At 66.3% G+C, this 23,079-nt stretch carries 20 protein-coding genes; 15 read left to right on the forward strand and 5 right to left on the reverse strand.

What is annotated here, in order from left to right:
- Nucleotides 1–35 precede the first annotated feature (35 nt).
- The 5 genes from ABQF30_RS25055 to ABQF30_RS25075 are packed head-to-tail and all read right to left on the reverse strand — an operon-like array spanning nucleotide 36 to nucleotide 4,870.
- Entirely contained in the window at nucleotides 36–806 is a 771-nt protein-coding gene (locus ABQF30_RS25055; protein WP_448468915.1) for a TIM barrel protein, read from the reverse strand.
- Nucleotides 803–1,795 (reverse strand): Gfo/Idh/MocA family protein, encoded by a 993-nt coding sequence (locus ABQF30_RS25060; protein WP_448468917.1) that lies wholly within the window; start codon nucleotides 1,793–1,795, stop codon nucleotides 803–805. Before ABQF30_RS25060 ends, ABQF30_RS25055 begins: the two co-directional genes overlap by 4 nt.
- Nucleotides 1,792–2,697, reverse strand: coding sequence for a sugar phosphate isomerase/epimerase family protein (locus ABQF30_RS25065; RefSeq protein ID WP_448468919.1), 906 nt, complete (start codon nucleotides 2,695–2,697; stop codon nucleotides 1,792–1,794). Before ABQF30_RS25065 ends, ABQF30_RS25060 begins: the two co-directional genes overlap by 4 nt.
- Entirely contained in the window at nucleotides 2,694–3,713 is a 1,020-nt protein-coding gene (locus ABQF30_RS25070; protein ID WP_448468921.1) for a Gfo/Idh/MocA family protein, read from the reverse strand. Before ABQF30_RS25070 ends, ABQF30_RS25065 begins: the two co-directional genes overlap by 4 nt.
- On the reverse strand, nucleotides 3,710–4,870 hold the full coding sequence (locus tag ABQF30_RS25075) for a phytanoyl-CoA dioxygenase family protein (protein ID WP_448468923.1): 1,161 nt from the start codon (nucleotides 4,868–4,870) through the stop codon (nucleotides 3,710–3,712). Before ABQF30_RS25075 ends, ABQF30_RS25070 begins: the two co-directional genes overlap by 4 nt.
- Nucleotides 4,871–5,020: 150 nt before the next feature.
- On the opposite strand from ABQF30_RS25075, the gene ABQF30_RS25080 reads away from it, so the two are divergent.
- From ABQF30_RS25080 to ndk, 15 genes are all read left to right on the forward strand, one after another.
- Nucleotides 5,021–6,025 carry a LacI family DNA-binding transcriptional regulator gene (locus ABQF30_RS25080; RefSeq protein ID WP_448468925.1) on the forward strand — a complete coding sequence of 335 codons (1,005 nt, stop codon included), beginning with the start codon at nucleotides 5,021–5,023 and terminating at the stop codon, nucleotides 6,023–6,025.
- A gap of 121 nt (nucleotides 6,026–6,146) precedes the next feature.
- Complete coding sequence (locus tag ABQF30_RS25085) at nucleotides 6,147–6,971, forward strand: PfkB family carbohydrate kinase (RefSeq protein ID WP_448469228.1); 825 nt, start codon at nucleotides 6,147–6,149, stop codon at nucleotides 6,969–6,971.
- Nucleotides 6,972–7,292: 321 nt separating this feature from the next.
- Nucleotides 7,293–9,230: a 2-oxoacid:acceptor oxidoreductase subunit alpha gene (locus ABQF30_RS25090; protein WP_448468927.1), complete on the forward strand. Its 1,938-nt coding sequence runs from the start codon at nucleotides 7,293–7,295 to the stop codon at nucleotides 9,228–9,230.
- Entirely contained in the window at nucleotides 9,227–10,309 is a 1,083-nt protein-coding gene (locus ABQF30_RS25095) for a 2-oxoacid:ferredoxin oxidoreductase subunit beta (RefSeq protein WP_448468929.1), read from the forward strand. The genes ABQF30_RS25090 and ABQF30_RS25095 overlap by 4 nt, the downstream gene beginning before the upstream one ends.
- A gap of 10 nt (nucleotides 10,310–10,319) precedes the next feature.
- Nucleotides 10,320–10,886, forward strand: coding sequence for a molybdenum cofactor guanylyltransferase (mobA, locus tag ABQF30_RS25100; RefSeq protein ID WP_448469229.1), 567 nt, complete (start codon nucleotides 10,320–10,322; stop codon nucleotides 10,884–10,886).
- 1,046 nt (nucleotides 10,887–11,932) lie between these two features.
- Entirely contained in the window at nucleotides 11,933–12,256 is a 324-nt protein-coding gene (locus tag ABQF30_RS25105; RefSeq protein WP_448468931.1) for a transglycosylase family protein, read from the forward strand.
- Between the two features lie 302 nt (nucleotides 12,257–12,558).
- A complete protein-coding gene (locus tag ABQF30_RS25110; RefSeq protein WP_448468933.1) occupies nucleotides 12,559–13,038 on the forward strand; it encodes a transglycosylase family protein in 480 nt (159 codons plus the stop codon).
- A gap of 164 nt (nucleotides 13,039–13,202) precedes the next feature.
- Nucleotides 13,203–13,814, forward strand: a complete 612-nt coding sequence (locus tag ABQF30_RS25115; protein WP_448468935.1) for a hypothetical protein — start codon at nucleotides 13,203–13,205, stop codon at nucleotides 13,812–13,814.
- 28 nt (nucleotides 13,815–13,842) lie between these two features.
- Nucleotides 13,843–15,807 carry a S9 family peptidase gene (locus tag ABQF30_RS25120; RefSeq protein WP_448468937.1) on the forward strand — a complete coding sequence of 655 codons (1,965 nt, stop codon included), beginning with the start codon at nucleotides 13,843–13,845 and terminating at the stop codon, nucleotides 15,805–15,807.
- A 10-nt stretch (nucleotides 15,808–15,817) separates the two neighbouring features.
- Nucleotides 15,818–17,068 carry a saccharopine dehydrogenase family protein gene (locus ABQF30_RS25125; RefSeq protein ID WP_448468939.1) on the forward strand — a complete coding sequence of 417 codons (1,251 nt, stop codon included), beginning with the start codon at nucleotides 15,818–15,820 and terminating at the stop codon, nucleotides 17,066–17,068.
- A 115-nt stretch (nucleotides 17,069–17,183) separates the two neighbouring features.
- Nucleotides 17,184–17,807 (forward strand): DUF937 domain-containing protein, encoded by a 624-nt coding sequence (locus tag ABQF30_RS25130; protein ID WP_448468941.1) that lies wholly within the window; start codon nucleotides 17,184–17,186, stop codon nucleotides 17,805–17,807.
- A 95-nt stretch (nucleotides 17,808–17,902) separates the two neighbouring features.
- Nucleotides 17,903–20,554, forward strand: coding sequence for a valine--tRNA ligase (locus tag ABQF30_RS25135; protein ID WP_448468943.1), 2,652 nt, complete (start codon nucleotides 17,903–17,905; stop codon nucleotides 20,552–20,554).
- Nucleotides 20,551–21,960: a bifunctional tetrahydrofolate synthase/dihydrofolate synthase gene (folC, locus tag ABQF30_RS25140; protein ID WP_448468945.1), complete on the forward strand. Its 1,410-nt coding sequence runs from the start codon at nucleotides 20,551–20,553 to the stop codon at nucleotides 21,958–21,960. Before ABQF30_RS25135 ends, folC begins: the two co-directional genes overlap by 4 nt.
- Nucleotides 21,957–22,346, forward strand: a complete 390-nt coding sequence (locus tag ABQF30_RS25145; RefSeq protein WP_448468947.1) for a DUF4233 domain-containing protein — start codon at nucleotides 21,957–21,959, stop codon at nucleotides 22,344–22,346. The genes folC and ABQF30_RS25145 overlap by 4 nt, the downstream gene beginning before the upstream one ends.
- A gap of 50 nt (nucleotides 22,347–22,396) precedes the next feature.
- Nucleotides 22,397–22,819, forward strand: a complete 423-nt coding sequence (gene ndk, locus ABQF30_RS25150) for a nucleoside-diphosphate kinase (RefSeq protein ID WP_448468949.1) — start codon at nucleotides 22,397–22,399, stop codon at nucleotides 22,817–22,819.
- Nucleotides 22,820–23,079 lie beyond the last annotated feature (260 nt).

Raw genomic sequence — 23,079 nt, forward strand, 5'->3', positions numbered from 1 at the left:
CAGACCCGCACGCTCGCGGTGCGACCCGGGCCGCCCTACGAGAACGCGGCGCGGAAGGCGTCCAGAGCGGCGACGCTGTCGCCCGCGGCGTAGGCCTCCATGCCGATGGTTCCGGTGTACCCGCTGTCGCGCAACGCCTTTGCGATGGCGGGGTAGTGGATCTCGCCGGACCCCGGCTCGCACCGGCCGGGGACGTCGGCCACCTGGATCTCGCCGATCGCCGATCCGGCCCGGCGCACCAAGTCGACAAGATTGCCCTCGCCGATCTGCGCGTGGTAGAGGTCGAGCATCATCTTGACGTTGGGATGCCCGACGGCCTCGATGAGGGCGAGGGTGTCCTTGGCGCGTGCCAGTGGGACGCCGGGGTGGTCGACGATCGTGTTGAGATTCTCCAGACAGAACGTGATATCGGCCTCGGCGCCGAGTTCGCCCAACGCCTCGAGGCCGCGTAACGCCGAGAACCACATTTCGCCGGTGGCGCGGTATTGGGGCCGGGCGGCCTGACCGTTGACCAGCTCCCCGGGATGCACCACGAGCCGTGGAACACCAAGGACAGCAGCGGCTTTGACCGCTTGGTGGGCTGTGCGCACTACTTCTTGCGCGCCCTCACGGTCGTAGAGATCACCGTGAAGATAGCCGGTCATCGATGAGAAGCGTGCTCCCGTCGCTGCCAAGGCGTCGAGGTCCTTGTCGTGAAAACTCCAGATCTCCACCGAGAAGCCCAGATCGGAGATGCGTCGGACACGCTCGACGATGTCGAGATCGGTGAACACCATCTCGGCACAAACAGCCAGGTCGAATGTCATCGCGGCACCAATCCTGCGGCGCGGTAGGCCGCGTCGACGTAGGACATGTTGGCCACCGCATCGGCCGGACCGAACGGCAGCGCCTCGCCACGCTGCACGTGGTCCGCGAAGGCCTGCAGTTGGTAGGTGTAGCTGGGCCGGGTGCCCAGCCGCTCAACCCGCTCGCCCGCCGTGGAACGGACTGTCAACCGATCGTCGTCATTGGGCCGGATGAAGTCGTGCACCAGCAGGTCGCCGTCGCTGCCGACGATGCGGATGGTGAACGAATACTCCTCAGCCACCATCGAATTGGTACTCAAACCAGTTGCACCGCCGGGGAATGCGAGCTCGACGTGACAGCGCGCGTCCACCCCGGGCGTGCGCTGCTCGGCGACTGCACCCGCGATCGACGGTTGCCCGCCGAGGCCGTCGATGTCGAGGCGGCCCAGTGACCGCATGACGTGCATGCCGTAACAACCGAGGTCCATCATGGCCCCGCCAGCGAGCTCCAGTGACCAGCGCGGATCGCCGTCGTCCGGGGCCGGCATGGCCATGCGCACCTCCACCTGCGTGATCCGGCCCAGTTCGCCTGCGGCGGCCGTCGTGAACGCGCGCTGGGTCACCGGATGAAAGTAGTAGTGGAAGCCCTCGAAAACGGTCACCCCGGCGGCCTCAGCGGCATGCGTCACCGTCGCCGCTTCAGACCGGTTGCGGGCGAACGGCTTTTCGGTGAGCACCGGCTTGCCCGCGGTGACCGCCGCCAGGTTCCACGGGGCGTGCAGCGAATTGGCCAGCGGGTTGTAGATGACGTCGACCTCGGGGTCGTCGATCACCTCGGCATAAGAGCCGAGTGCTCGTTCGACACCGTGTTTCTCGGCGAACTCCACAGCGCGCAGCGGATCGCGCGCCGCCACGGCCACCAGCCGGTGGCCGAGTTCGTTGGCGGGCCCGACGATGGCCTTCTCGGCGATCCTCGATGCGCCGAGAATTCCGATGCGCAGCCCTGTCATGCGGTGACGGACCTCAGATAGGCCACGCTGTCCAGCACGTCGCGCACCGGACCCTCGTCGCTGGGCTCACCGTCGAGGATGGTGTCCTGCTCCAGCACGAACCAACCGTCGAAGCCGTTGTCCCGCAGTACGGAAATGATGCCTGCGATGTCGATGTCGCCGGTACCCAGCGGGGTGTACATGCCGGCCCGCACCGCGTCGGTATAGCTCAGGTCACCGGCCTGGACGCGGGCTGCCAGTGCGGCGTCGACGTCCTTGAGGTGGGTGTGCTTGATGCGCTGCGGCACGGCTTTCGCCAACTCCAGCGGGTCGGTGCCGCCGATCAACAGATGACCGGTATCCAGGCACAGCGGAATCGACGACCCGGCCAGTACCCGGTCCACGTCGGCGCGCGTCTCCACCATCGTGCCCACGTGCGGGTGCAGCACGGCCAAAAGGCCGGCCGCTGCGGCGATCCCGGAGAGCCGGTCGAGGTTGGCCAACAACGTCGCCCACTGCGAGTCGTCGAGTTCGGGCCGCGAATCGTAGCCGTCGGCTCCGGAGGCTGCGGCCAGCACCACTACGCCCGCACCCGCCGCGCGCAACGCCGCCAGCGGCCCGGCCAGATCGTGCGCCGGATCGTGGCCGGAATCGTGCAGCACCACCGGCACGAACCCGCCCACACATGAAAGATCCTGTGCCGCAAGAACTGCGGTCAACTCCGCGGTGTCTGCAGGGAGAAAACCGTCGGGGCCCAACTCGGTGGCGGTCAGCCCGGCGCTGCGCATTTCGGCGAGCACTCGGTCCCGCTCCAATTGGTAACCCCAGCCGGGAACTTCACACACGCCCCACGAGATCGGGGCCCCCGCGATTTTGATCCCCCGGTCGCTTCGCTCCTGCCCGCCGACCTTAATCGTGCTCATGCGTTCCGGACCTCCTCGATGCGCACCGGGACGCCCCGGCGCAGGGATTCGGTGGCCGCCTCGGCCAGCCAGGCAACCTCGACCGCATCGGCCACCGTCGCGCCCAGGATCGCATCGCCCTTGACCACCGTGACGAACCCGGCGAGCTCGGCGCGGAACGCCTCGGTGAACCGGTCCATGAAGAAATGGTGTGGGGGACCCGTCGGGAACGCGTCGTCAGACTGGAAGCGGGGATCCATGTTCCGCACCGGAGCGCCCTGGTCCCAGCCCGCCACCACGGTGTCGTTGAAGCCGTGCACCTCCAGGCGGCAGTCGTATCCGCGGGCGTTGTAGCGGGCCGCCGAGACGATGCCCATCGCACCGCCGTCGAACGTCACCACCGCCGCTGCGGTGTCGACGTCGCCGTATTCGGCGAACCGCGGGTCACCCTGGACGGTTCCGGTGGCGTACACCTCCACGGCGTTCTGCCCGGTGATCCAGCGCAGCACATCGAAATCGTGTACCGCGCAGTCCCGGAAGATGCCGCCGGAGCCCTTGATGTAGTCCATCGGCGGGGGAGCGGGATCCATCGTGGTGCTGCGCACCGTGTGCAGGTGGCCCAACGAACCGGAGTCCACGGCGCGTTTGGCCGCTGCGAAGGCTGCGTCGAACCGGCGCTGGTAACCGACCTGGACGGGTACTCCGGAGCGCGCGATGACCTCGGCGACATGCGCGCTTTCGGCGGCGGTCGACGCGATCGGCTTCTCGCAGAACGTGGGCAGGCCCCGGTGCACCGCGGCCAGGGTCAATTCGGCGTGGGCCGGCGTGGCCGCGGCCACCACGACGCCGTCGACTCCGGAATCAAGCAGGTCTTCTACCGAATCAGCTGGTTTGGCACCGTGTTTGGCGGCGACTGCGGCCACCACGTCGGGCCGTTCGTCGGCGACGACGAGTCCGTCGATGCCGTCCAGACCGGACAGCGTGTCGACGTGGAAGGCGCCGATGCGACCGAGTCCGATTACGCCGAGCGTGGTCATGGGATTCTCCGTTCGTTCTGCAGGCTGAGGATGGTGTCGAGTTCTGCGGGGTCGAGACCGTCGGCGAGTGCGGCGAGCACGGCGTCGACCTGACTGGGCGGCGCGAGGCTGCCGATGGGTTGGTCGTGGTCGAGATTGGTCGGGAAGGCGTAGCCCTCGGCGGTGGCATTGACGATGTTGGCCAGTTCGCGCTCCGGGCGACCGGCGGTCTTCATCGCCAGTAGTTCGGGGTAGACGGCACGGATCATCGCGGTGCGGTCCAGCGACTCCATCGCCCGGCCGAACGGCGACGAGATCTGTAGCAGGTTGGCCATCCGCCGGATATCGGTTGACGTATTGGCGCCCGCACCGTGGAACAGCGCCGGGTTGAAGAAGACGGCGTCACCCTTGGCGAGCGGAAGCTGTACCTGATGCGCAGCGAAGAACTCGATGAACTCCGGCTGGTAAAAGGCGATGTAGCCGCCGGGAAAGCTTTGTGAGTAGGGCAGCAACATGGTCGGGCCACTCTCCAGTGGCATATCGCAGTGGGCGACCGCGCCTTGCAGGGTCAGCGCGGGCGAGAGCCGGTGCAGGTGCGCGGGATAGCCGGCAAGTTGTCCGGGGTCGACGAACCCGAGATGGTAGTCGCGATGCGGAACCTGCGCCGCGCCACCGGGATTGACGATGTTGACCTGCGAGGTGACCTGGTAGCGCGGGCCAAGCCAGGCTTGGGAGACAACCGCCAGAACGTCGTTGGCGTAGTACTCGGCAAAGACCTCGGGGAAGCGCAGCGCCAACTTCTGGGCGGCGTTCCAGATGCGGTCGTTGGCGCCGGCCTTGCCGAAGTGGTCGCCTGCGGCCCCTCCTTCCGCATGCTGCGCCTCGATCAACGCGGCGAACGCTGCGCTGGCCGCATCGACGGCTTCTTCGTCGAATGCGCCTTCGAACATCACCACGCCGGGCCCATCGGTCAAGGCGGCGATCAGTTCCGATTGCAGCTCGCGGCGCTCCGCCTCGGTCATCGTTTCCGCCGCGTACACCGGCACGTTGGCCCGGACATCCGCGGCGTGCGGGTAGTCGGCCGGGTCGGTTTCGCGGTCGACGTGAGCGCGGAAGTCGTCGATTGAGCAGTCGATCTCGCCGATCCATGCGCGGTGCGTGGCGGTCGATGCGGTCATGGCAGCCAGTCTTGCTGTGCGCTGTGCCACAATCAACGGCAAAAAGCCATCAAAAAACCATCACCAATCTGCCGAGCAGACGCACACTCGCACTCTTCGGCACCGTGGAGTGCGAGTCTGCGTCTGCTCGCCGGGAGGAGTCCCCCCAACATGGCGCATCGCTACAAGGTCCGGGAGATAGCGCAGCAGTGCGGCTTGAGTGAGGCGACCGTCGACCGGGTGCTAAACAATCGGCCAGGGGTGCGGGAGAACACGCGCGCCGAGGTGCGCCAGGCGATCGCCGATCTCGACAAGCAGCGGGCGCAGTTGCGGCTCAACGGGCGGCGGTACCTGATCGATGTGGTGATGCAGACGCCGCAGCGGTTCTCCGACGCGTTCCGTACCGCTATCGAGGCGGAGTTGCCCGCGTTTGCACCGGCCATGCTGCGGGCACGGTTCCACCTGTGGGAATCCGGCTCGACGGCACAGATGATCGATACGCTCGCGAGCATCCGCAGCAGTCACGGCGTGGTGCTCAAGGCTGCCGACGAGCCCGAGGTGGCCGAGGCCGTCGATCGTCTGGTGTCGTCCGGAGTTCCGGTGGTGACCTACACGACCGACGTGTCGGCCAGCGCGCGCTGCGCATACGTCGGCATCGACAACCACGGTGCGGGGGCGACGGCGGCCTACCTGATCGAACAGTGGCTCGGCCCGGCTCCCTCCGGGGTGCTGATCACCCTGAGCCGCACGGTGTTCCGCGGCGAGGGGGAGCGCGAGGTGGGATTTCGATCGGGGCTGCGCGGCTCAGGCCGAACCGTTGTGGAGGTGACCGACAGCGACGGCATCGACGCGACTGTCGAACGCCTGGTGCTCGACGCCCTTGAGCGTCACCCTTTGGTGGAAGCCGTCTATTCACCCGGCGGCGGCAACACCGCGACGGTCGCCGCGTTCGAGAAATTGGGACGCCCGTGCAAAGTCTTCATTGCACACGACCTCGATGCCGACAACCGCAGACTGCTGCGCGACGGCCGGATCTCGGCGGTGCTGCACAACGATCTGCGTGCCGACGCCCGCTTGGCGATGCGGTTGATCCTGCAGCAACATGGCGCGCTACCTGCAGAGCCCGGGCGCCCGGCGCCCATCCAGGTGATCACCCCGTACAACCTGCCGGCGTGAACACCCAGCGTTGGCAGCTACCATTTCGGCCCACGGCCACATCGGTGTGTGTGGACCGCCGCCAGACTGTGACCGATCGTGACCGGGAGACTCATCCATGCCGCCAGAGCTAGTCCCCGGCGTGACCGTGCTCGGCAACCTGGCGATCGACATCATCGACGGCGCCGAGCCGAGTCCCGGCGGCTGTGCGTCGTTCGCCGGGGTCGCGTTGCAGGCGGCCGGCGGAACCGGCCGGATCGTCGCGATGGGCGCCGAACGCGACCACACGTTGTTCGATCCGCTCCTCGATCGGTTCGGGCCGTTGGTGCGGATCCTGCCGTCGGACCGGACGAGTTCGTTCAGCCTCGATTACGACGACACGGATCACCGCCATATGGGGGTGGGAGCGATCGGCCCGGTCTGGGCCCCGGCCGATATCGAGGCCGCTGACCCCGCCACCACGTGGGTTCACCTCGCTCCGCTGTTGCGCACCGACTTCCCGGCTGCCACGCTCGCCGCCCTGGCCGAGCGAGGGCATCGCATCGCCTATGACGGGCAGGGCCTGGTGCGGGCTGATCGATTGGGCCCACTGGTCGAGGATCGTCATTTCCCGGCCAACCTGCTGACCAATCTGGACATTCTCAAACTCGCCGAGGACGAGGCGGTCATCGTCGCGGACGGCGCCTTCGATCTCTCGACCGCACAGCGGCTGGGCGTGCCGGAGATCCTGGTGACCTACGGCTCCGAGGGCTGTGACATCTACCTTGACGGCGCGGTGTCCCGTGTCCCGGCAGCCTGGCCGGTGCTCGGCGTTCAGACCACCGGCGCCGGGGACATGTTCACCGCCTGTTACGTCGCGCACCGCGCCGCCGGGGCGGATCCGCACCGGGCCGCCGAACTCGCCAGTGCGCTCGTGGCAGGGGAGCTGGATAAGAGGCCGCAGGTGGGCTCGACCGACCGGGTGTAGGTCGACGCGCGTCGAGTTGCCGCAAGCCACTGCTAGCCACCAGCTACTGACGGGTAGCCTTTTCCTTAGAGAATGACATTCTCCTAAAAGTGACGAAAGCCACACTTTTGTCTCAAACCGGCCTTCTTCACGTCGGTGAGCAGCGTGTTCAGTCAGGATCGGCCTGCGTGTCGAACCCCGGCGGGGTAAAGCCCAGCCTAAGAGCAGTGCAATAATCGGTACTGGTAGTGACACAAAATTTTCCGGTGTACGTCGAACCGACTGGCCCGTCGCGCGATGCGACCGGTGAGACGCAGCCGAACAGCGTGAAAGGCGGGAGCCGTGGGTGAGAACGGCAACGGCAATGGCGCCACTCCGCGGCAGAAGCTGGAGAAGGTCGTCATCCGATTCGCCGGTGACTCCGGCGACGGTATGCAGCTGACCGGTGACCGGTTCACCTCCGAAGCCGCCTTGTTCGGTAATGACCTTGCGACCCAACCGAACTACCCGGCCGAGATCCGTGCCCCCCAGGGCACGCTGCCGGGTGTTTCGTCGTTCCAGATCCAGATCGCCGATTACGACATCCTGACCGCAGGTGACCGTCCCGACGTGCTCGTCGCGATGAACCCCGCCGCGCTCAAGGCCAATGTCTCCGATCTGCCCCGGGGCGGCCTGATCATCGCCAACTCCGACGAGTTCACCAAGCGCAACCTCGCCAAGGTCGGCTACGACGCCAACCCGCTGGAGTCCGACGAGTTGTCCGACTACGTCGTGCAGTCCGTCGCGATGACCACCCTGACGCTCGGTGCGGTCGAGGCGATCGGCGCCACCAAGAAGGACGGCCAGCGCGCCAAGAACATGTTCGCCCTCGGCTTGCTGTCGTGGATGTACGGCCGCGAGCTCGAGCACAGTGAGACCTTCATCCGGGAGAAGTTCTCCCGTAAGCCCGAAATCGCCGAGGCTAACGTGCTGGCGCTCAAGGCCGGATGGAACTACGGCGAAACCACCGAGGCGTTCGCGACCACCTATGAGGTTTCGCCGGCCAAGCTCAAGACCGGTGAGTACCGGCAGATCTCAGGTAACACCGCCCTTGCCTACGGCATCGTGACCGCGGGTCATCTGTCCCAGATCCAGGTGGTTCTCGGTACCTATCCGATTACTCCGGCTTCGGACATCCTGCACGAGCTGTCCAAGCACAAGAACTTCAACATCCTGACCTTCCAGGCCGAGGACGAGATCGCCGGAATCGGTGCGGCCATCGGCGCTTCGTATGGCGGTGCGCTGGGCGTCACCAGCACGTCGGGTCCGGGTGTCTCGCTGAAGTCCGAGGCGATCGGCCTGGCCGTGATGACCGAGCTGCCGCTGATCATCATCGATGTGCAGCGCGGTGGCCCGTCCACCGGTCTGCCCACCAAGACCGAGCAGGCCGACCTGCTGCAGGCGCTGTTCGGGCGCAACGGTGAGTCGCCGGTCGCGATCCTCGCGCCACGGTCGCCGTCGGACTGCTTCGACATCGCCGTGGAGGCAGCCCGCATCGCGGTGAACTACCACACCCCGGTCATCATCCTGTCCGACGGCGCGGTGGCCAACGGCTCGGAGCCGTGGCGGATCCCCGATATCAGCACCTACCCGGCGATCGAGCACACGTTCGCCAAACAGGGCGAACCCTTCCAGCCGTATGCGCGGGATCCGGAGACGCTGGCGCGGCAGTTCGCGGTCCCCGGCACCCCCGGTCTCGAGCACCGCATCGGTGGTCTGGAGGCCGCCAACGGCTCGGGCAACATCTCCTATGAACCCAAGAACCACGACCTGATGGTCCGGCTGCGCCAAGAGAAGATCGCCGGCATCAACGTGCCGGACCTCGAGGTCGACGATCCGACCGGTGACGCCGAGCTGCTGATGCTCGGCTGGGGCAGCTCGTACGGGCCGATCGGTGAGGCCTGCCGCCGCGCCCGGCGCAAGGGCATCAAGGTCGCGCAGGCGCACCTGCGGCACCTCAACCCGTTCCCGGCCAACCTGGGCGAGGTGTTGGGCCGCTACGAGAAAGTCGTTGTGCCGGAAATGAATCTGGGACAGCTCGCGTTGCTGCTTCGCGGCAAGTATCTGGTGGACGTACAGTCGGTGACCAAGGTGGAGGGCATGGCCTTCCTTGCCGACGAGGTCGAAGGAATCATCGACGCCGCCCTGGACGGCACCTTGGGTGAAAAGGAAAGTGACAAGGCCAAGTTCGCGCGGTTGGCGGCAGCCACCGTAGAAACTGGTGTGGGAGCGAACGCATGACTGACCTTATCGGCGCAGACCTGGGACTGACGGAGGGTGGTCTGAACAAGACCAGCCTGGTGCCCAGGACGGATCAGCCGCAGAAGGGTAAGGATTTCACCAGCGACCAAGAGGTCCGTTGGTGCCCCGGCTGCGGTGATTACGTCATCCTCAACACCATCCGCAACTTCCTGCCCGAGTTGGGCCTGCGGCGCGAGAACATTGCGTTCATCAGCGGCATCGGCTGCTCCAGCCGCTTCCCCTACTACCTGGAGACCTACGGTTTCCATTCCATCCACGGCCGTGCCCCGACCATCGCCACCGGCCTGGCACTGGCCCGGCCCGACTTGTCGGTGTGGGTCGTCACCGGTGATGGTGATGCGCTGTCGATCGGTGGCAACCACCTGATCCACGCGTTGCGCCGCAACATCAACATCACGATTCTGCTGTTCAACAACCGGATCTACGGCCTGACCAAGGGCCAGTACTCCCCGACGTCCGAGGTCGGCAAGGTCACCAAGTCCACGCCGATGGGCTCGCTGGACTACCCGTTCAACCCGGTGTCGCTGGCGCTTGGCGCCGAGGCCACCTTCGTGGGCCGGGCTCTGGACTCCGACCGCAAGGGTCTGTCCGAGGTGCTGCGCGGTGCCGCAGCGCATCGTGGCGCCGCCCTGGTGGAGATCATGCAGGACTGCCCGATCTTCAACGACGGGTCCTTCGATGCGCTGCGCAAGGAGGGCGCCGAGGAGCGGCTGATCAACGTCACCCACGGTGAGCCGATCACCTTCGGCACCGACGGTGAGTACTGCGTGGTGAAGTCCGGCTTCGGCTTGGAGGTCGCCAAGACCGCCGACGTGCCGGCCAGTGAAATCGTGGTGCACAACGCCGAGATCGACGACCCGGCGTACGCATTCGCGCTGTCGCGCCTGAGCGAGCAGAACCTCGATCACATGGTGATGGGCATCTTCCGGCAGGTCAACCGGCCCACCTATGACGATTCCGCACGCCAACAGGTCGACACGGCGATCGAATCAAAGCCCCATGACACCGCCGCTCTGCAATCCTTGCTGCGTGGCAAAGACACCTGGACCGTCGACTGACCGCGTTGACCTGAGTTCGACCGCCCCGCTCGCCGCCATCGTGCTGGCGGGCGGGGCTTCTCGTCGGATGGGACGCGACAAGGCGACCCTGCCGTTCGACGGGTCCACTCTGGTTGAACGGGCGGTGTCGACGGTGAGTATCCGCTGTTCGCCCGTTTTCGTGATCGCGGCGCCAGGCCAGCCCCTGCCGGAACTTTCCGCACACGTGTTGCGCGACGAGGTCCGTGGCGTGGGTCCGCTCGTCGCCACCGGCCGTGGTCTGCGCGCTGCGGCCGAGGCGGGCCGGGACCTGGCCTTCGTCTGTGCGGTCGATATGCCGTACCTCTCTGTTGACCTGATCGACGCGCTGATCGGACCTGCGAGGCGGTTGCAGGCCGATATCGTGCTGCCCTGGGATGGCCGGGACCACTATCTGGCGGGGGTCTACCGCTCCGCGTTGACGGAGCGGATCTCGACTCTGGTGAGTGCAGGCGAGCGCAGCATGCGGGCGCTGGCCGAGACGGTCGACACCCAGCGGATCGTGATGGAACCTCAGCGAGCCCTGACCAACGTCAATACGGCCGCCGATCTGTCCTGACACTCGGTATTTCACACACCGCGCTGCAGCAAATTTCGAATTACGTCGGCTAAAGGGCTGCATTTATCGTTTCGATATTAGTCTGCGATTATTTCGTCATTTATCGCGTGCCGGTACGTTGCCTGATTGGCGACCCATTGTCTGTGTTTTGATCGAGCGAATCGCCGAAATATCTTGGCACCGTTGAGATTTGGTCGGAGATTCGGTTGGCGGGCCAGCTCCGTTATTTGGTGGGCTAACGGTCGAGAGGGACGCTTTAGCGGAGCATATCGGCGCCGGCCATGCGCATTGCTGCTGCTCGCGGGCCTGGCGGGCGTGGACAGTTCCAACCCGTAGGCCGGAGGTATCCGGCGAGGGGCTCGAAATTTGTTGGCGTTCCCCAGTTTTCATCTGGCGACTGCCGCTGGCGAATGTCCTGTCCCGTGCCGCAGGCCGTCAACGGACTACGAACGACCAGGGATATCGGTTGCGGGACAGGATGATTGGCATGGGCCGCCGGCTCGAGGCTCACGGTTGGGCAGCGAACAATCGCCGACTGTCGCCGCCGTGTGCCATTCGCCAGTGGCGTCTACCTGCGTGTTTTCTGGCCAAGGCGGTGCTCATGGCCCTTGACCGGCACGAATAGCGTGGCACAGCTCACAAAAAGCGGGTGATCTACCTCACGTTTGAAACGCTCCGCATGAGAAGTGCGCAGGTCGCAAAACCCAGAGTTGACCTGCATAAACGAATATCTAATCGTCTCGTTATCTGTCTGTGATCTTTCCGCGATTGCTTCGACATCGATATGACTTCCGTTCGAGACCTTTGTACGGTCCCTGGGACTCCTCAACGGAGCAAACAATTTCAAACCCAAGTACCTGCGTGTGAGTGGGGCCGCGGCGGCGAAAGCGCCCACGCGGGAGCCGGGCCGCAGGCCCGGTGGGGCGTTCTGGCCCCCCCTTTCGTGCCTGACCGAGACGGCACGAACCAACCCCTCCTGCCTGGATCCAGGTAGCCGCGCCCGCGTGAGCGGGTGTGGATGGTGCGCGCTTGGCGAAAGGAACGAAGTGAAAAACATCCGCAAGACGTTTGGCCTCGGCATCATCGCCGGAGCGCTCGCTGTGGCTCCCGTGGCGCTGGGTGCCGGCACCGCCAATGCGGACAGCGTTAACTGGGATGCCGTTGCGGCCTGCGAGTCGGGTGGCAACTGGTCGATCAACACCGGTAACGGCTACTACGGCGGCCTGCAGTTCAACCTGGGCACCTGGAAGTCCCACGGTGGCTCGGGCATGCCCCACCAGGCTTCGCGCGCGGAGCAGATCCGTGTCGCCGAGAAGGTGCTCAACACCCAGGGCATCGGCGCCTGGCCGACCTGCGGGAAGCGCGGCTAGGCACAATCGACGCGAAACCGTCGAGATGGCGGCCAGGCAGCCCCTTGGCCAGCAATTACGCCGGTTTCCAGAGTGATCACCAGTCACTCACCGAAGCATTGCGGAAGCGGTGCCGGGCAGATCGCCCGGCACCGCTTTTGTTTCCTCATCATGCTCTGCGGTTACTCCAGCCCCCAGAAGAACAACAGCCTCCGCTGTAACGGGTGAGGTTGGTCACACGAAGTCATTAGTGACCGCACGGTTGCACGAATGTGACCCATGTTTGGTTGCGGTCCAGGTGTCGAGGTCGGGGAAGGACCGCGATGAGGAACATCAGAAGGGCGATAAGCAGGAGTTTTTGGCTCGCCGCGCTGTGCGGGGCGTTCGCTGTGGGCCCACTGGCCCTCTCGCCTGCGACGGCGGGCGCGGACAGCGTCAATTGGGACGCGATCGCGGCCTGTGAATCCGGGGGCAACTGGTCCACCAACACCGGCAACGGTTTCTACGGGGGTCTGCAGTTCAAGCCGTCCACCTGGGCCGCCCACGGCGGGGTGGGATCACCTGCCATGGCGTCCCGCGAGGAGCAGATCCGGGTGGCCGAGAACGTGCTGGCCAACCAGGGGCTCGGCGCGTGGCCCAAATGCGGTCCCAGCGGCGGAGCCCCGGCAGGGTGGGGAGCCCCGAGCGCAGGCACTGTAGGCAACGGTTGCAACGCCGTGCGGCCGGGCGCGGTGCTCGGCATCTTCGATCTGCGCCGGCTGTGCTCGACGTTCCTGAACCCGCTGGGTGCCTTCGGGCGCTGAGCCTCAGCGCACCGGCGTGAACGCCGAGCGTGGCGATCGGTCGAATCTGTCCACCGACGTGGATTCCCGCCGCCGAGTTGGGATCGGTAGCCTGCCCGCGGCGGCACGCTGTGCTCGCAACTCCCGCGCCGAAGTCAGCGGGGGACAAACCCTGAGAGGAACAGATGAAGATGACCCGCTTCGGCGTTGCGCTCACCGCTACCGTGCTCGCAGCCTCCGCGCTAAGCGGTTGCGCGAAGGTCGACGAGATCAAGAAGGTGGCCTCTGACGCGGCCGAGCAGGCGGTCTCCACGGGTACGGAGAAGATCACCGAAGCCGTCTCGGGCAACTTGTTCACCGCCGAAGGAATCGACAATGCCTATGCGGCGATTGCGGAAAAGGTCGGCGCCAACCCGATGCAGGTGGTGGAGGTGAACATCGCCCCCGGCGTGCTGTCCATCGAGGCTGTTGATCCGAACGCCCCGACCGAGCTGAATCAGTGGTCCTACACCGCCGGCGCCGTCGGACCGTCGCGTCCGGTCGATTACGACGACGACGGCGAAGCGCTGAAGCAGAACCTTTTCGCCATCACCGACGTCCCGACAAGCGCCATCGTCACCGCCATCGATGCCGCGGTGCCGGCAAGCCAGATCGACGGTGGCACCGTGCAGACCGTGACCATCAAGCGCAATCTGCCGTTCGACGAGAATCTGCTCATGTTCATCGGCGTGGACAGCGACCGCAGCAGCAAGCAGGTGCGTGCGGACAGCGCCGGCCAGATCACCGACGTGGTCTGAGCCGGCAGCGCCGCTACCGTGGGTGACCATGACGCCGTTTCACGATCTCGACGAGTACCTCGCACTGCCACGGGTATCGGGCCTCGCGGTATCGCCGGACGGTTCGCGACTGGTCACCACGGTCGGCGCACTGAACGATAAGAAGATCGAATTTCGCACTGCCGTATGGGAATTGGATCCTGACGGACACAGGCCCGCGCGGCGGCTGACCTACGGGATCAAGGGAGAGTCGGCGCCGGTGTTCGCCGTTGACGGCGACGTGTTGTTTCTCGCCGCCCGGGCCGCCGATGACGAAGAATCCCCTGCCGCATTGTGGCGGTTGCCTGCGGCCGGCGGTGAGGCGTTCGAGGTGCTCGCGATGCCCGGAGGGGTCACCGGCGTGGCAACTGCGCGGGCCGCCGACGTCACAGTGGTCACTGCGCCGCTGCTGGCCTCGGCCGGAAGTGTCGACGACGACAAGGCGCTGCGGGATCGGCGCAAGGACAACAAGGTGTCGGCGATTCTGCACACCGGTTATCCGGTGCGGCACTGGGATCACGATCTCGGAGCCGAGCAGCCACATCTCTTCGACGCGGAAGGGCCTCGGGACCTCACGGCCGATGCGGCTACAGCATTGCGGGACACCACATTCGACGTCAGTTCCGACGGCTCCTTCCTGGTCAGTTCCTGGCACGTGCCTGGCCCGGGTGCGGCGATGAGGTCGGTTCTGGTCCGCATCGACCGCGCCACCGGCGGGCGCACCACGGTCGCCGCGGCACCTGACGCCGACTTCGAGCATCCGGTCATCGCGCCGGATGCCCACGCCGTGGCGTTTACCAGGGAAACCCACTCCACACCGACAACACCACCGCGGATCACCTTGTGCTGCATGCGCTTCGGTGCCGAGCCGGTGGAGCTGACGGCGGACTGGGATCGGTGGCCGAGCTCGGTTGCGTGGTCGGCGGACTCGTCGACTCTGATCGTGACCGCCGACGAGAACGGGCGCGGACCGATATTCGCCGTGGATCCGGTCACCGGCGTCGTCACGCGCCGCACCGAAGACGACTACGCCTATACCGACGTCCGTACCGCGCCCGGCGGTGTGATCTACGCGCTGCGCAGCAGCTACACCGCGCCGCCGCATCCGGTGCGGCTCGATGTGGACGGCACCGTGACGGAATTGCCGTTCCTCGACGCCCCGGAACTGCCCGGCACACTGACCGAGGTGACGGGCACCGCCGCCGACGGTACGCAGATCCGGTCCTGGCTGACGCTGCCCGCCGGTGCGGAGCCTGCGCCGCTGGTGCTCTGGGTTCACGGCGGGCCGTTGGGTAGCTGGAACAGTTGGCACTGGCGCTGGAACCCCTGGCTGCTGACCGCTCAGGGCTACGCGGTGCTCATGCCTGATCCGGCGCTGTCCACCGGCTATGGGCAGGGGTTCATCGGCCGCGGCTGGGGGGCGTGGGGCGCCGAGCCGTACACCGATCTGCTGGCCGCGACCGACGCGGCGTGTGCCCATCCGCGCGTCGATGCGGCCAGGACCGCCGCGATGGGCGGCTCGTTCGGCGGCTATATGGCCAACTGGATCGCCGGGCACACCGATCGGTTCGACGCCATCGTCACCCACGCGAGTTTGTGGGCGCTGGACCAGTTCGGCCCCACCACCGACGGCGCCTACTGGTGGGCGCGCGAGATGACGACCGAGATGGCGCAGCGCAATTCGCCGCACCGGTTCGTCGCGCAGATCAACACCCCGATGCTGGTGATCCACGGCGACAAGGACTATCGCGTGCCGATCGGCGAGGCGCTGCGACTGTGGTACGAGCTGCTGACGGAGTCGAGCCTGCCGGCCGACGACAACGGCGAAAGCCCACACCGATTCCTCTACTACCCGACGGAGAACCATTGGGTGCTGGCCCCGCAGCACGCCAAGATCTGGTACCAGGTGGTGACCGCTTTTCTCGGTCAGCACCTGCTCGGCGAAGCGGTCGAGCTGCCAGAACTGCTCGGGTAGCGTCGGAAGGGTGACGCAGCGCGAGTTCGATCTGGTTCTGTACGGGGCGACGGGATTCGCCGGAAAGCTGACCGCCGAGTATCTGTCCAGAGCGGGCGGCGAGGCGCGGATCGCGCTGGCAGGCCGCTCGGAGGGCAAGCTGCGGGCGGTGCGTGCCACGCTCGGCGAATCCGCGCAGGACTGGCCGTTGGTGATCGCCGACGCCACCGAGCCGTCCACGCTCGACGCGATGGCCGCGCGCACCCAGGTAGTGGTGACGACGGTGGGCCCCTACACGCGTTACGGCATGCCACTGGTGGCGGCGTGCGCGGCGGCCGGCACCGATTACGCCGATCTCACCGGCGAGACGATGTTCATCCGCAACAGCATCGATCTGCACCACAAGCAGGCCGTCGACACCGGTGCTCGCATCGTGCACTCCTGCGGATTCGATTCGGTGCCATCCGATCTCACCGTGTTCGCGCTGTACCGGAGAGTCAGCGCCGACGGCGCCGGTGAACTCGGCGACACGAACCTGGTGGTGCGTTCGTTCGCCGGCGGGGTGTCCGGTGGCACGGCCGCCTCGATGCTGGAGGTGCTGCGCACCAGTTCCAGCGATCCCGAAGCACGCGCGCTGATGAACGATCCGTACACGCTCAGCCCGGACCGGGCCGCCGAGCCCGAACTGGGCGCGCAGCCCGACGTGCGGTGGCGCCGGGGTGGTGAGATCGCGCCGGAATTGGCCGGGTACTGGACCGGGGCCTTCGCCATGGCAGCGCCCAACACCCGAATTGTCCGACGCAGCAACGCTTTACTGGACTATTCCTATGGGCGCCAGTTCGAGTATGCCGAGCAGATGAGTGTCGGCCGCTCGCCGGTCGCTCCCATTGCCGCAGCTCTGGTAACCGGCTCCAACGCCGCCACAATGGGCCTGGGCGGCCGGTACTTCGACCGACTGCCCGCCGGTTTGGTCGAGCGGGTGATGCCCAAGCCGGGCACCGGCCCCAGCGAGCGGACCCGGGAACGCGGCCACTACCGGGTCGAGACGTACACCACGACAACCTCGGGCGCTCGCTATGTCGCGACGATGGCCCAGCGCGGCGACCCGGGGTACAAGGCCACCGCGGTGCTGCTGGGGGAGTGCGGGCTGGCGCTGGCGCGCGACCGCGACAAGCTTTCGGACCTTCATGGTGTGTTGACCCCGGCGGCCGCGATGGGTGACGCGCTGCTGGCCCGCCTGCCGGCCGCGGATGTGACGTTGGAAACCACAGCACTGGCTTGAGCCGGCGCCACTTGAATTGCCCCCGCGCGCGCAGAAGACCTGTCGGACAAGATCAATTCGACTAGTGTCGGGGCCGAGGGCTTCAACTACGCCAGCAACGAAGGTGGGATGGAACATGGCCGGTCTCGACGAACTTTTCGCGCAGATCCCGGTAGGGGAGATCGCAAACAAGCTTGGCGCCGATGAAGGCGAGGTGAACTCCGCCATCAAGACGTTGGTGCCTGCGCTCGTCGGTGGTCTTGCGGAGAACGTCCAGTCCAACGAAATCGACTCGAGTGACCTTGAGTCGGCGGTCACCTCCCAGGCGGCGAGCGGCCTGCTCGACGGCGGCGTGAGCGTCGATCAGGTCGATGAAAAGCAAGGCGACCAGATGGTGGCGAAGATCTTCGGCGGCAACGACAGCAATCAGGTCGCGTCGGCCTTGGCCGGTACGGGTGCAGGTGGCGGTGATCTGATCAAGAAGCTGCTTCCGATTCTGGCCCCGATCGTGCTCGCTTACATCGGTAAGCAGTTCTCGCAGCAGAACGCCCCTGCGCAGTCGGCGCCCCAGGCTCAGGCTTCCGGCGGGGGGCTCGGCGACATCCTCGGCAGCATTCTCGGTGGCGCCGGCGGCGCAGGCGGCGGTAACAATCCGTTGGGCAGCATCCTCGGCAGCGTGCTCGGGGGCGGCGGTAGCGGCGGTCAGGGCAACGCCATCGGCGAGATTCTCGGTGGTCTGCTCGGCGGCGGCAGGAGGTAGACCTCTTCCCTTTGCGAGCAGACGTAGGAGCCCCCGCACGCCCGGCGTGTCGGGGGCTTTTACGTCTCCTCGCCCCGCTTCCATAGAATCGACCGGTGACCCCCACCCCTGACAATCGCGCCGATGCCCTCCCCAAGTCGTGGGATCCGGGTTCGGTAGAAGCCGACCTGTACCAGGGCTGGGTGGATGCCGGATATTTCACCGCCGATTCGAAGAGCGACAAACCGCCGTACTCCATCGTGCTGCCGCCGCCGAATGTCACCGGCAGCCTGCACATGGGCCACGCGCTCGACCACACCCTGATGGACGTGCTCACCCGCCGCAAGCGGATGCAGGGCTACGAGGTGCTGTGGCTGCCCGGCATGGATCACGCCGGTATCGCGACGCAGAGCGTGGTGGAGAAGCAGCTCGCCGTGGACGGCAAGACGAAGGAAGACTTCGGCCGTGAGTTGTTCGTCGACAAGGTGTGGGACTGGAAGCGCGAATCCGGCGGCACCATCGGTGGGCAGATGCGCCGCCTCGGCGACGGGGTCGACTGGAGCCGCGACCGCTTCACGATGGACGACGGACTTTCCCGCGCCGTGCGCACGATCTTCAAGCGGCTGTTCGACGCGGGCCTGATCTACCAGGCCGAGCGGCTCGTCAACTGGTCACCGGTGCTTGAGACCGCGATCAGTGACCTCGAAGTCTCCTACACCGACGTCGAGGGCGAACTGGTCTCGTTCCGGTACGGGTCGATGAACGACGACGAACCGCACATCGTGGTGGCCACCACCCGAATGGAAACCATGCTCGGAGACACCGCGATCGCGGTGCACCCCGACGACGAGCGCTACCGCCACCTGGTCGGAAAATCGTTGCCGCACCCGTTCGTCGACCGGGATATGGTTATCGTCGCCGACACCCATGTCGATCCCGAATTCGGTACGGGTGCAGTGAAAGTCACGCCCGCACACGACCCGAACGACTTCGAGATCGGGCTGCGTCACCAGCTCCCGATGCCGACGATCATGGATGCCAAGGGCCGGATCGCCGACACCGGAACCCAATTCGACGGGATGGACCGCTTCGAGGCGCGGGTGAAAGTGCGCGAGGCGTTGGCCGCCCAAGGTCGAATCCTCGAGGAGAAACGCCCGTACCTGCACAGCGTCGGCCATTCCGAGCGCAGCGGCGAACCGATCGAACCCCGCCTGAGCCTGCAGTGGTGGGTCAAGGTCGAGGCGCTGGCCAAGGCGGCCGGCGACGCGGTCCGCAACGGCGACACCGTGATTCATCCACCGAGCCTGGAGCCGCGGTGGTTCGCCTGGGTGGACAACATGCACGACTGGTGCATCTCCCGGCAGCTGTGGTGGGGCCACCGCATCCCGATCTGGCACGGCCCGGGTGGCGAGACGGTGTGCGTCGGGCCGGACGAGACTCCACCGGACGGGTGGGAGCAGGACCCCGACGTGCTCGACACCTGGTTCTCCTCGGCGTTGTGGCCGTTCTCCACGATGGGCTGGCCCGAGCACACTGCTGAGCTCGCCAAGTTCTATCCGACCTCAGTGTTGGTGACCGGCTACGACATCCTGTTCTTCTGGGTGGCCCGGATGATGATGTTCGGCACCTTCGTCGGCGATGATCCGGCGATCACGCTCGAAGGCGATCGTGGCCCGCAGGTTCCGTTCGAGAACGTGTTCCTGCACGGCCTGATACGCGACGAGTTCGGCCGCAAGATGAGCAAGTCGCGCGGAAACGGCATCGACCCGCTGGACTGGGTGGAGAAGTTCGGCGCGGACGCACTGCGATTCACCCTGGCTCGTGGCGCCAGCCCCGGCGGCGACCTGTCGATCGGCGAGGATCACGCGCGGGCCTCCCGCAACTTCGCCACAAAACTGTTCAATGCCACGCGATTCGCGCTGATGAACGGCGCCGCACTCGCGTCGCTGCCCGCCGTGGCCGAGCTGACCGATGCCGACCGGTGGATCCTGGGCCGGTTGGAAGAAGTTCGCGCCGAGGTCGATTCCGCATTCGACAGCTACGAGTTCAGCCGGGCCTGCGAGTCGCTCTACCACTTCGCCTGGGACGAGTTCTGCGACTGGTATGTCGAGTTGGCCAAAGTCCAGTTGAACGAAGGTGCCACTCATACGACCGGCGTGCTGGCGTTTGTCCTCGACGCACTGCTCAAACTGCTGCACCCGGTCATGCCGTTCGTCACCGAGACGCTGTGGAAGACGTTGACCGGTGGCGAGTCGGTGGTCGTCGCGCAGTGGCCGGAGCCGTCCGGGTACGCACTTGATCGTGATGCCACGCAACGCATCACCGATATGCAGAAACTGATCACCGAGGTGCGCCGATTCCGCAGCGATCAGGGCCTGGCCGACCGGCAGAAGGTCCCGGCGAGATTGTCCGACACCGCCGCGGCCGACCTGACCGCACAGCTGCCCGCGATCAGCTCGCTGGCCTGGCTGACCTCACCCGGTGATGGATTCACCCCGTCGGCTTCGGTGGAGGTGCGGTTGTCGCGGGCCACGGTGGTCGTCGAAGTCGACACCTCAGGCACCGTCGACGTTGCGGCCGAGCGCCGTCGGCTGGAGAAGGACCTGGCGGCCGCGCAGAAGGAATTGGCGGGCACCACAGCCAAACTCGGTAACGACGCCTTTCTCGCCAAGGCGCCCGCCGACGTCGTCGACAAGATCCGCGGCCGCCAGCAGTTGGCCGGCGAGGAAGTCGAACGCATCACCGCACGTCTGGCAGCACTCAGATGACCGATCCGGTACCCACACCGGACGAGATCGCCGCGCTGCTGCAGGTTGAGCACCTGCTCGACCAGCGGTGGCCGGAGACGAAACTGGAGCCCAGCACCGCGCGCATCGTGGCATTGCTGGAGCTGCTCGGGTCCCCGCAGCGGTCCTACCCGTCGATCCATGTCGCCGGGACCAACGGCAAGACCTCGGTGTGCCGCATCATCGACGCCCTGCTGACCGCCCTGCACCGCCGCACCGGACGGACGACGAGCCCGCACCTGCAATCCGCTGTCGAGCGCATCTCGATCGACGGAAAGCCCATCACTCCAGCGCAGTACGTGGATACCTACCGCGAGATCGAGCCGTTCGTGCAGCTGGTGGACCAGCAGTCCGAAGCTGCCGGTGGCCCTGCCATGAGCAAGTTCGAGGTACTCACCGCGATGGCGTTCGCCGCATTCGCCGACGCGCCGATCGATGTCGCCGTGGTCGAGGTCGGGATGGGCGGGCGTTGGGACGCCACCAACGTCGTCAATGCCCCGGTCGTTGCCGTCACCCCGATCGGGATCGATCACACCGACTACCTGGGTGACACCATCGCGGCGATCGCGGGGGAGAAGGCCGGGATCATCACCAAACAGGAAGACGATCTGGTGCCAACCGACACCGTTGCGGTGATCGCCAAGCAAGATCCTGAGGCCATGGAGGTGCTGCTGGCCGAGGCGGTACGCGCCGACGCCGCAGTGGCCCGTGAGGATTCCGAGTTCGCGGTGCTGGGCCGGCAGGTCGCCATCGGCGGGCAGCTGCTGGAACTGCAAGGACTGGGCGGGGTGTACTCCGACATCTTCCTGCCGCTGCACGGCGAGCATCAGGCGCACAACGCGGTCCTCGCGCTTGCAGCCGTGGAAGCGTTCTTCGGTGCGGGCGCGGACCGGCAACTGGATCTCGACTCGGTGCGGGCCGGGTTCGCGGCGGTGCGCAGTCCGGGTCGGCTGGAACGGATGCGAAGTGCGCCAACAGTTTTCATCGATGCGGCGCACAATCCGGCGGGTGCGACGGCGTTGACGCACACCCTTCAGCAGGAGTTCGACTTCCGGTATCTGGTCGGCGTGGTGTCGGTGATGGGGGATAAGGACGTCGACGGAATCTTGACCGCGCTTGAGCCGGCTTTCGACCAGATCGTGGTGACCCACAACGGCTCTTCCCGGGCCCTCGACGTCGAATCGCTGGCGATGCGGGCCGAGGAACGATTTGGCCAGGACCGGGTGATCGTCGCCGCGACTCTGCCCGACGCCATCGAAACCGCGACCGCCCTCGTCGAGGAATCAGGCGGCGACGGTGAGGGGATGTCCGGGGCAGGCATCGTGATCACCGGTTCGGTGGTCACGGCCGGCGCGGCCCGGACCCTGTACGGACGGGATCCGGCATGAGCGAACAACCGGCACCGACTGACCCGTGGAAAAGTTTCCGTGGGGTGATGGCCGGGACCCTGATCCTGGAAGCCATCGTGGTGCTGCTGGCGCTGCCGGTGGTCGCGAACAGCGGCGATGGTCTGACACCGGTCTCCGGCGGCTACCTGGTGGGGCTTGCCGTGGTGCTGATCCTGATGTCCGGGGTGCAGGGCAGGCCGTGGGCGATCTGGGCGAACGTCGGCATCCAGGTCGTGGTCATCGCCGGAGCCTTCATCCACGGCGCGATCGGATTCATCGGCGTGGTGTTCGGCGTCGTCTGGCTGCTGATGGTCTATCTCCGGGCAGAGGTCAAGCGCAGGCAGGACCGTGGTCTCCTTCCTGGTCAGCAACCCCCCTCCGAATAGCCGCGGGACCGTGCTGGCGGGCGTTGATTACCGACCGGTACGCTTCTGCCGTGACTGAGCAGACCCTCGTGTTGATCAAGCCCGACGGCGTCAAGCGCCAACTCGTAGGGGAGATCCTCAGCCGGATCGAACGTAAGGGCCTGACCCTGGCGGCCCTCGAACTCAAGAACGTCAGTGACGACCTGGCCCGGCAGCATTACGCGGAGCACGACGGCAAGCCGTTCTTCGATTCGCTGCTGGAATTCATCACCTCCGGACCTGTGGTCGCGGCCATCGTGGAGGGTCCGCGGGCAGTGGCCGCGTTCCGCCAGATCGCCGGCGGCACCGATCCCGTGGAGAAGGCCGTGCCCGGCACAATCCGCGGTGACCTGGCCCTTGTCACCCAGGACAACCTGGTGCACGGGTCCGATTCGCTGGAATCGGCGGCCCGTGAGATCGCTCTGTGGTTCCCCAGCGAAGCGACCGTCTCCTAGCTGCACTTCCCGCCCGTCGCGCCCATCTGGTCAGTGGCGCGTCAGTGATGTGGGATACTGGTTGCGGGTAACCGTCCTCAACCGAGGTCGGGCACCCGAATGAAGACTTCGACGAGCGCGACCACCGCAACCCGGTGTGGCGCCGACCGTCCAGCCATCATTCAGCCAGGCACCGGGTGAGTGCGGTAAGCGGACCGCTCGGAGCGAGACCACAACAAGTCCGGGGAAAGTGTCCCGGGCCAATAGCGGAAGCCCTCGCG

The sequence above is a fragment of the Mycolicibacterium sp. XJ870 genome (genome assembly GCF_053483975.1).

Excerpts from the sequence above, each read along its gene's own strand:
- ABQF30_RS25095 (WP_448468929.1), top strand. The coding sequence starts at position 9,227 with ATGACTGACCTTATCGGCGCAGACCTGGGACTGACGGAGGGTGGTCTG.
- folC (WP_448468945.1), top strand. The coding sequence starts at position 20,551 with ATGACCGATCCGGTACCCACACCGGACGAGATCGCCGCGCTGCTGCAG.
- ABQF30_RS25060 (WP_448468917.1), bottom strand. The coding sequence starts at position 1,795 with ATGACAGGGCTGCGCATCGGAATTCTCGGCGCATCGAGGATCGCCGAG.
- ABQF30_RS25080 (WP_448468925.1), top strand. The coding sequence starts at position 5,021 with ATGGCGCATCGCTACAAGGTCCGGGAGATAGCGCAGCAGTGCGGCTTG.
- ABQF30_RS25115 (WP_448468935.1), top strand. The coding sequence starts at position 13,203 with ATGAAGATGACCCGCTTCGGCGTTGCGCTCACCGCTACCGTGCTCGCA.
- ABQF30_RS25070 (WP_448468921.1), bottom strand. The coding sequence starts at position 3,713 with ATGACCACGCTCGGCGTAATCGGACTCGGTCGCATCGGCGCCTTCCAC.
- ABQF30_RS25130 (WP_448468941.1), top strand. The coding sequence starts at position 17,184 with ATGGCCGGTCTCGACGAACTTTTCGCGCAGATCCCGGTAGGGGAGATC.
- ABQF30_RS25065 (WP_448468919.1), bottom strand. The coding sequence starts at position 2,697 with ATGAGCACGATTAAGGTCGGCGGGCAGGAGCGAAGCGACCGGGGGATC.
- ABQF30_RS25055 (WP_448468915.1), bottom strand. The coding sequence starts at position 806 with ATGACATTCGACCTGGCTGTTTGTGCCGAGATGGTGTTCACCGATCTC.
- ABQF30_RS25145 (WP_448468947.1), top strand. The coding sequence starts at position 21,957 with ATGAGCGAACAACCGGCACCGACTGACCCGTGGAAAAGTTTCCGTGGG.
- ABQF30_RS25110 (WP_448468933.1), top strand. The coding sequence starts at position 12,559 with ATGAGGAACATCAGAAGGGCGATAAGCAGGAGTTTTTGGCTCGCCGCG.
- ABQF30_RS25075 (WP_448468923.1), bottom strand. The coding sequence starts at position 4,870 with ATGACCGCATCGACCGCCACGCACCGCGCATGGATCGGCGAGATCGAC.
- ABQF30_RS25120 (WP_448468937.1), top strand. The coding sequence starts at position 13,843 with ATGACGCCGTTTCACGATCTCGACGAGTACCTCGCACTGCCACGGGTA.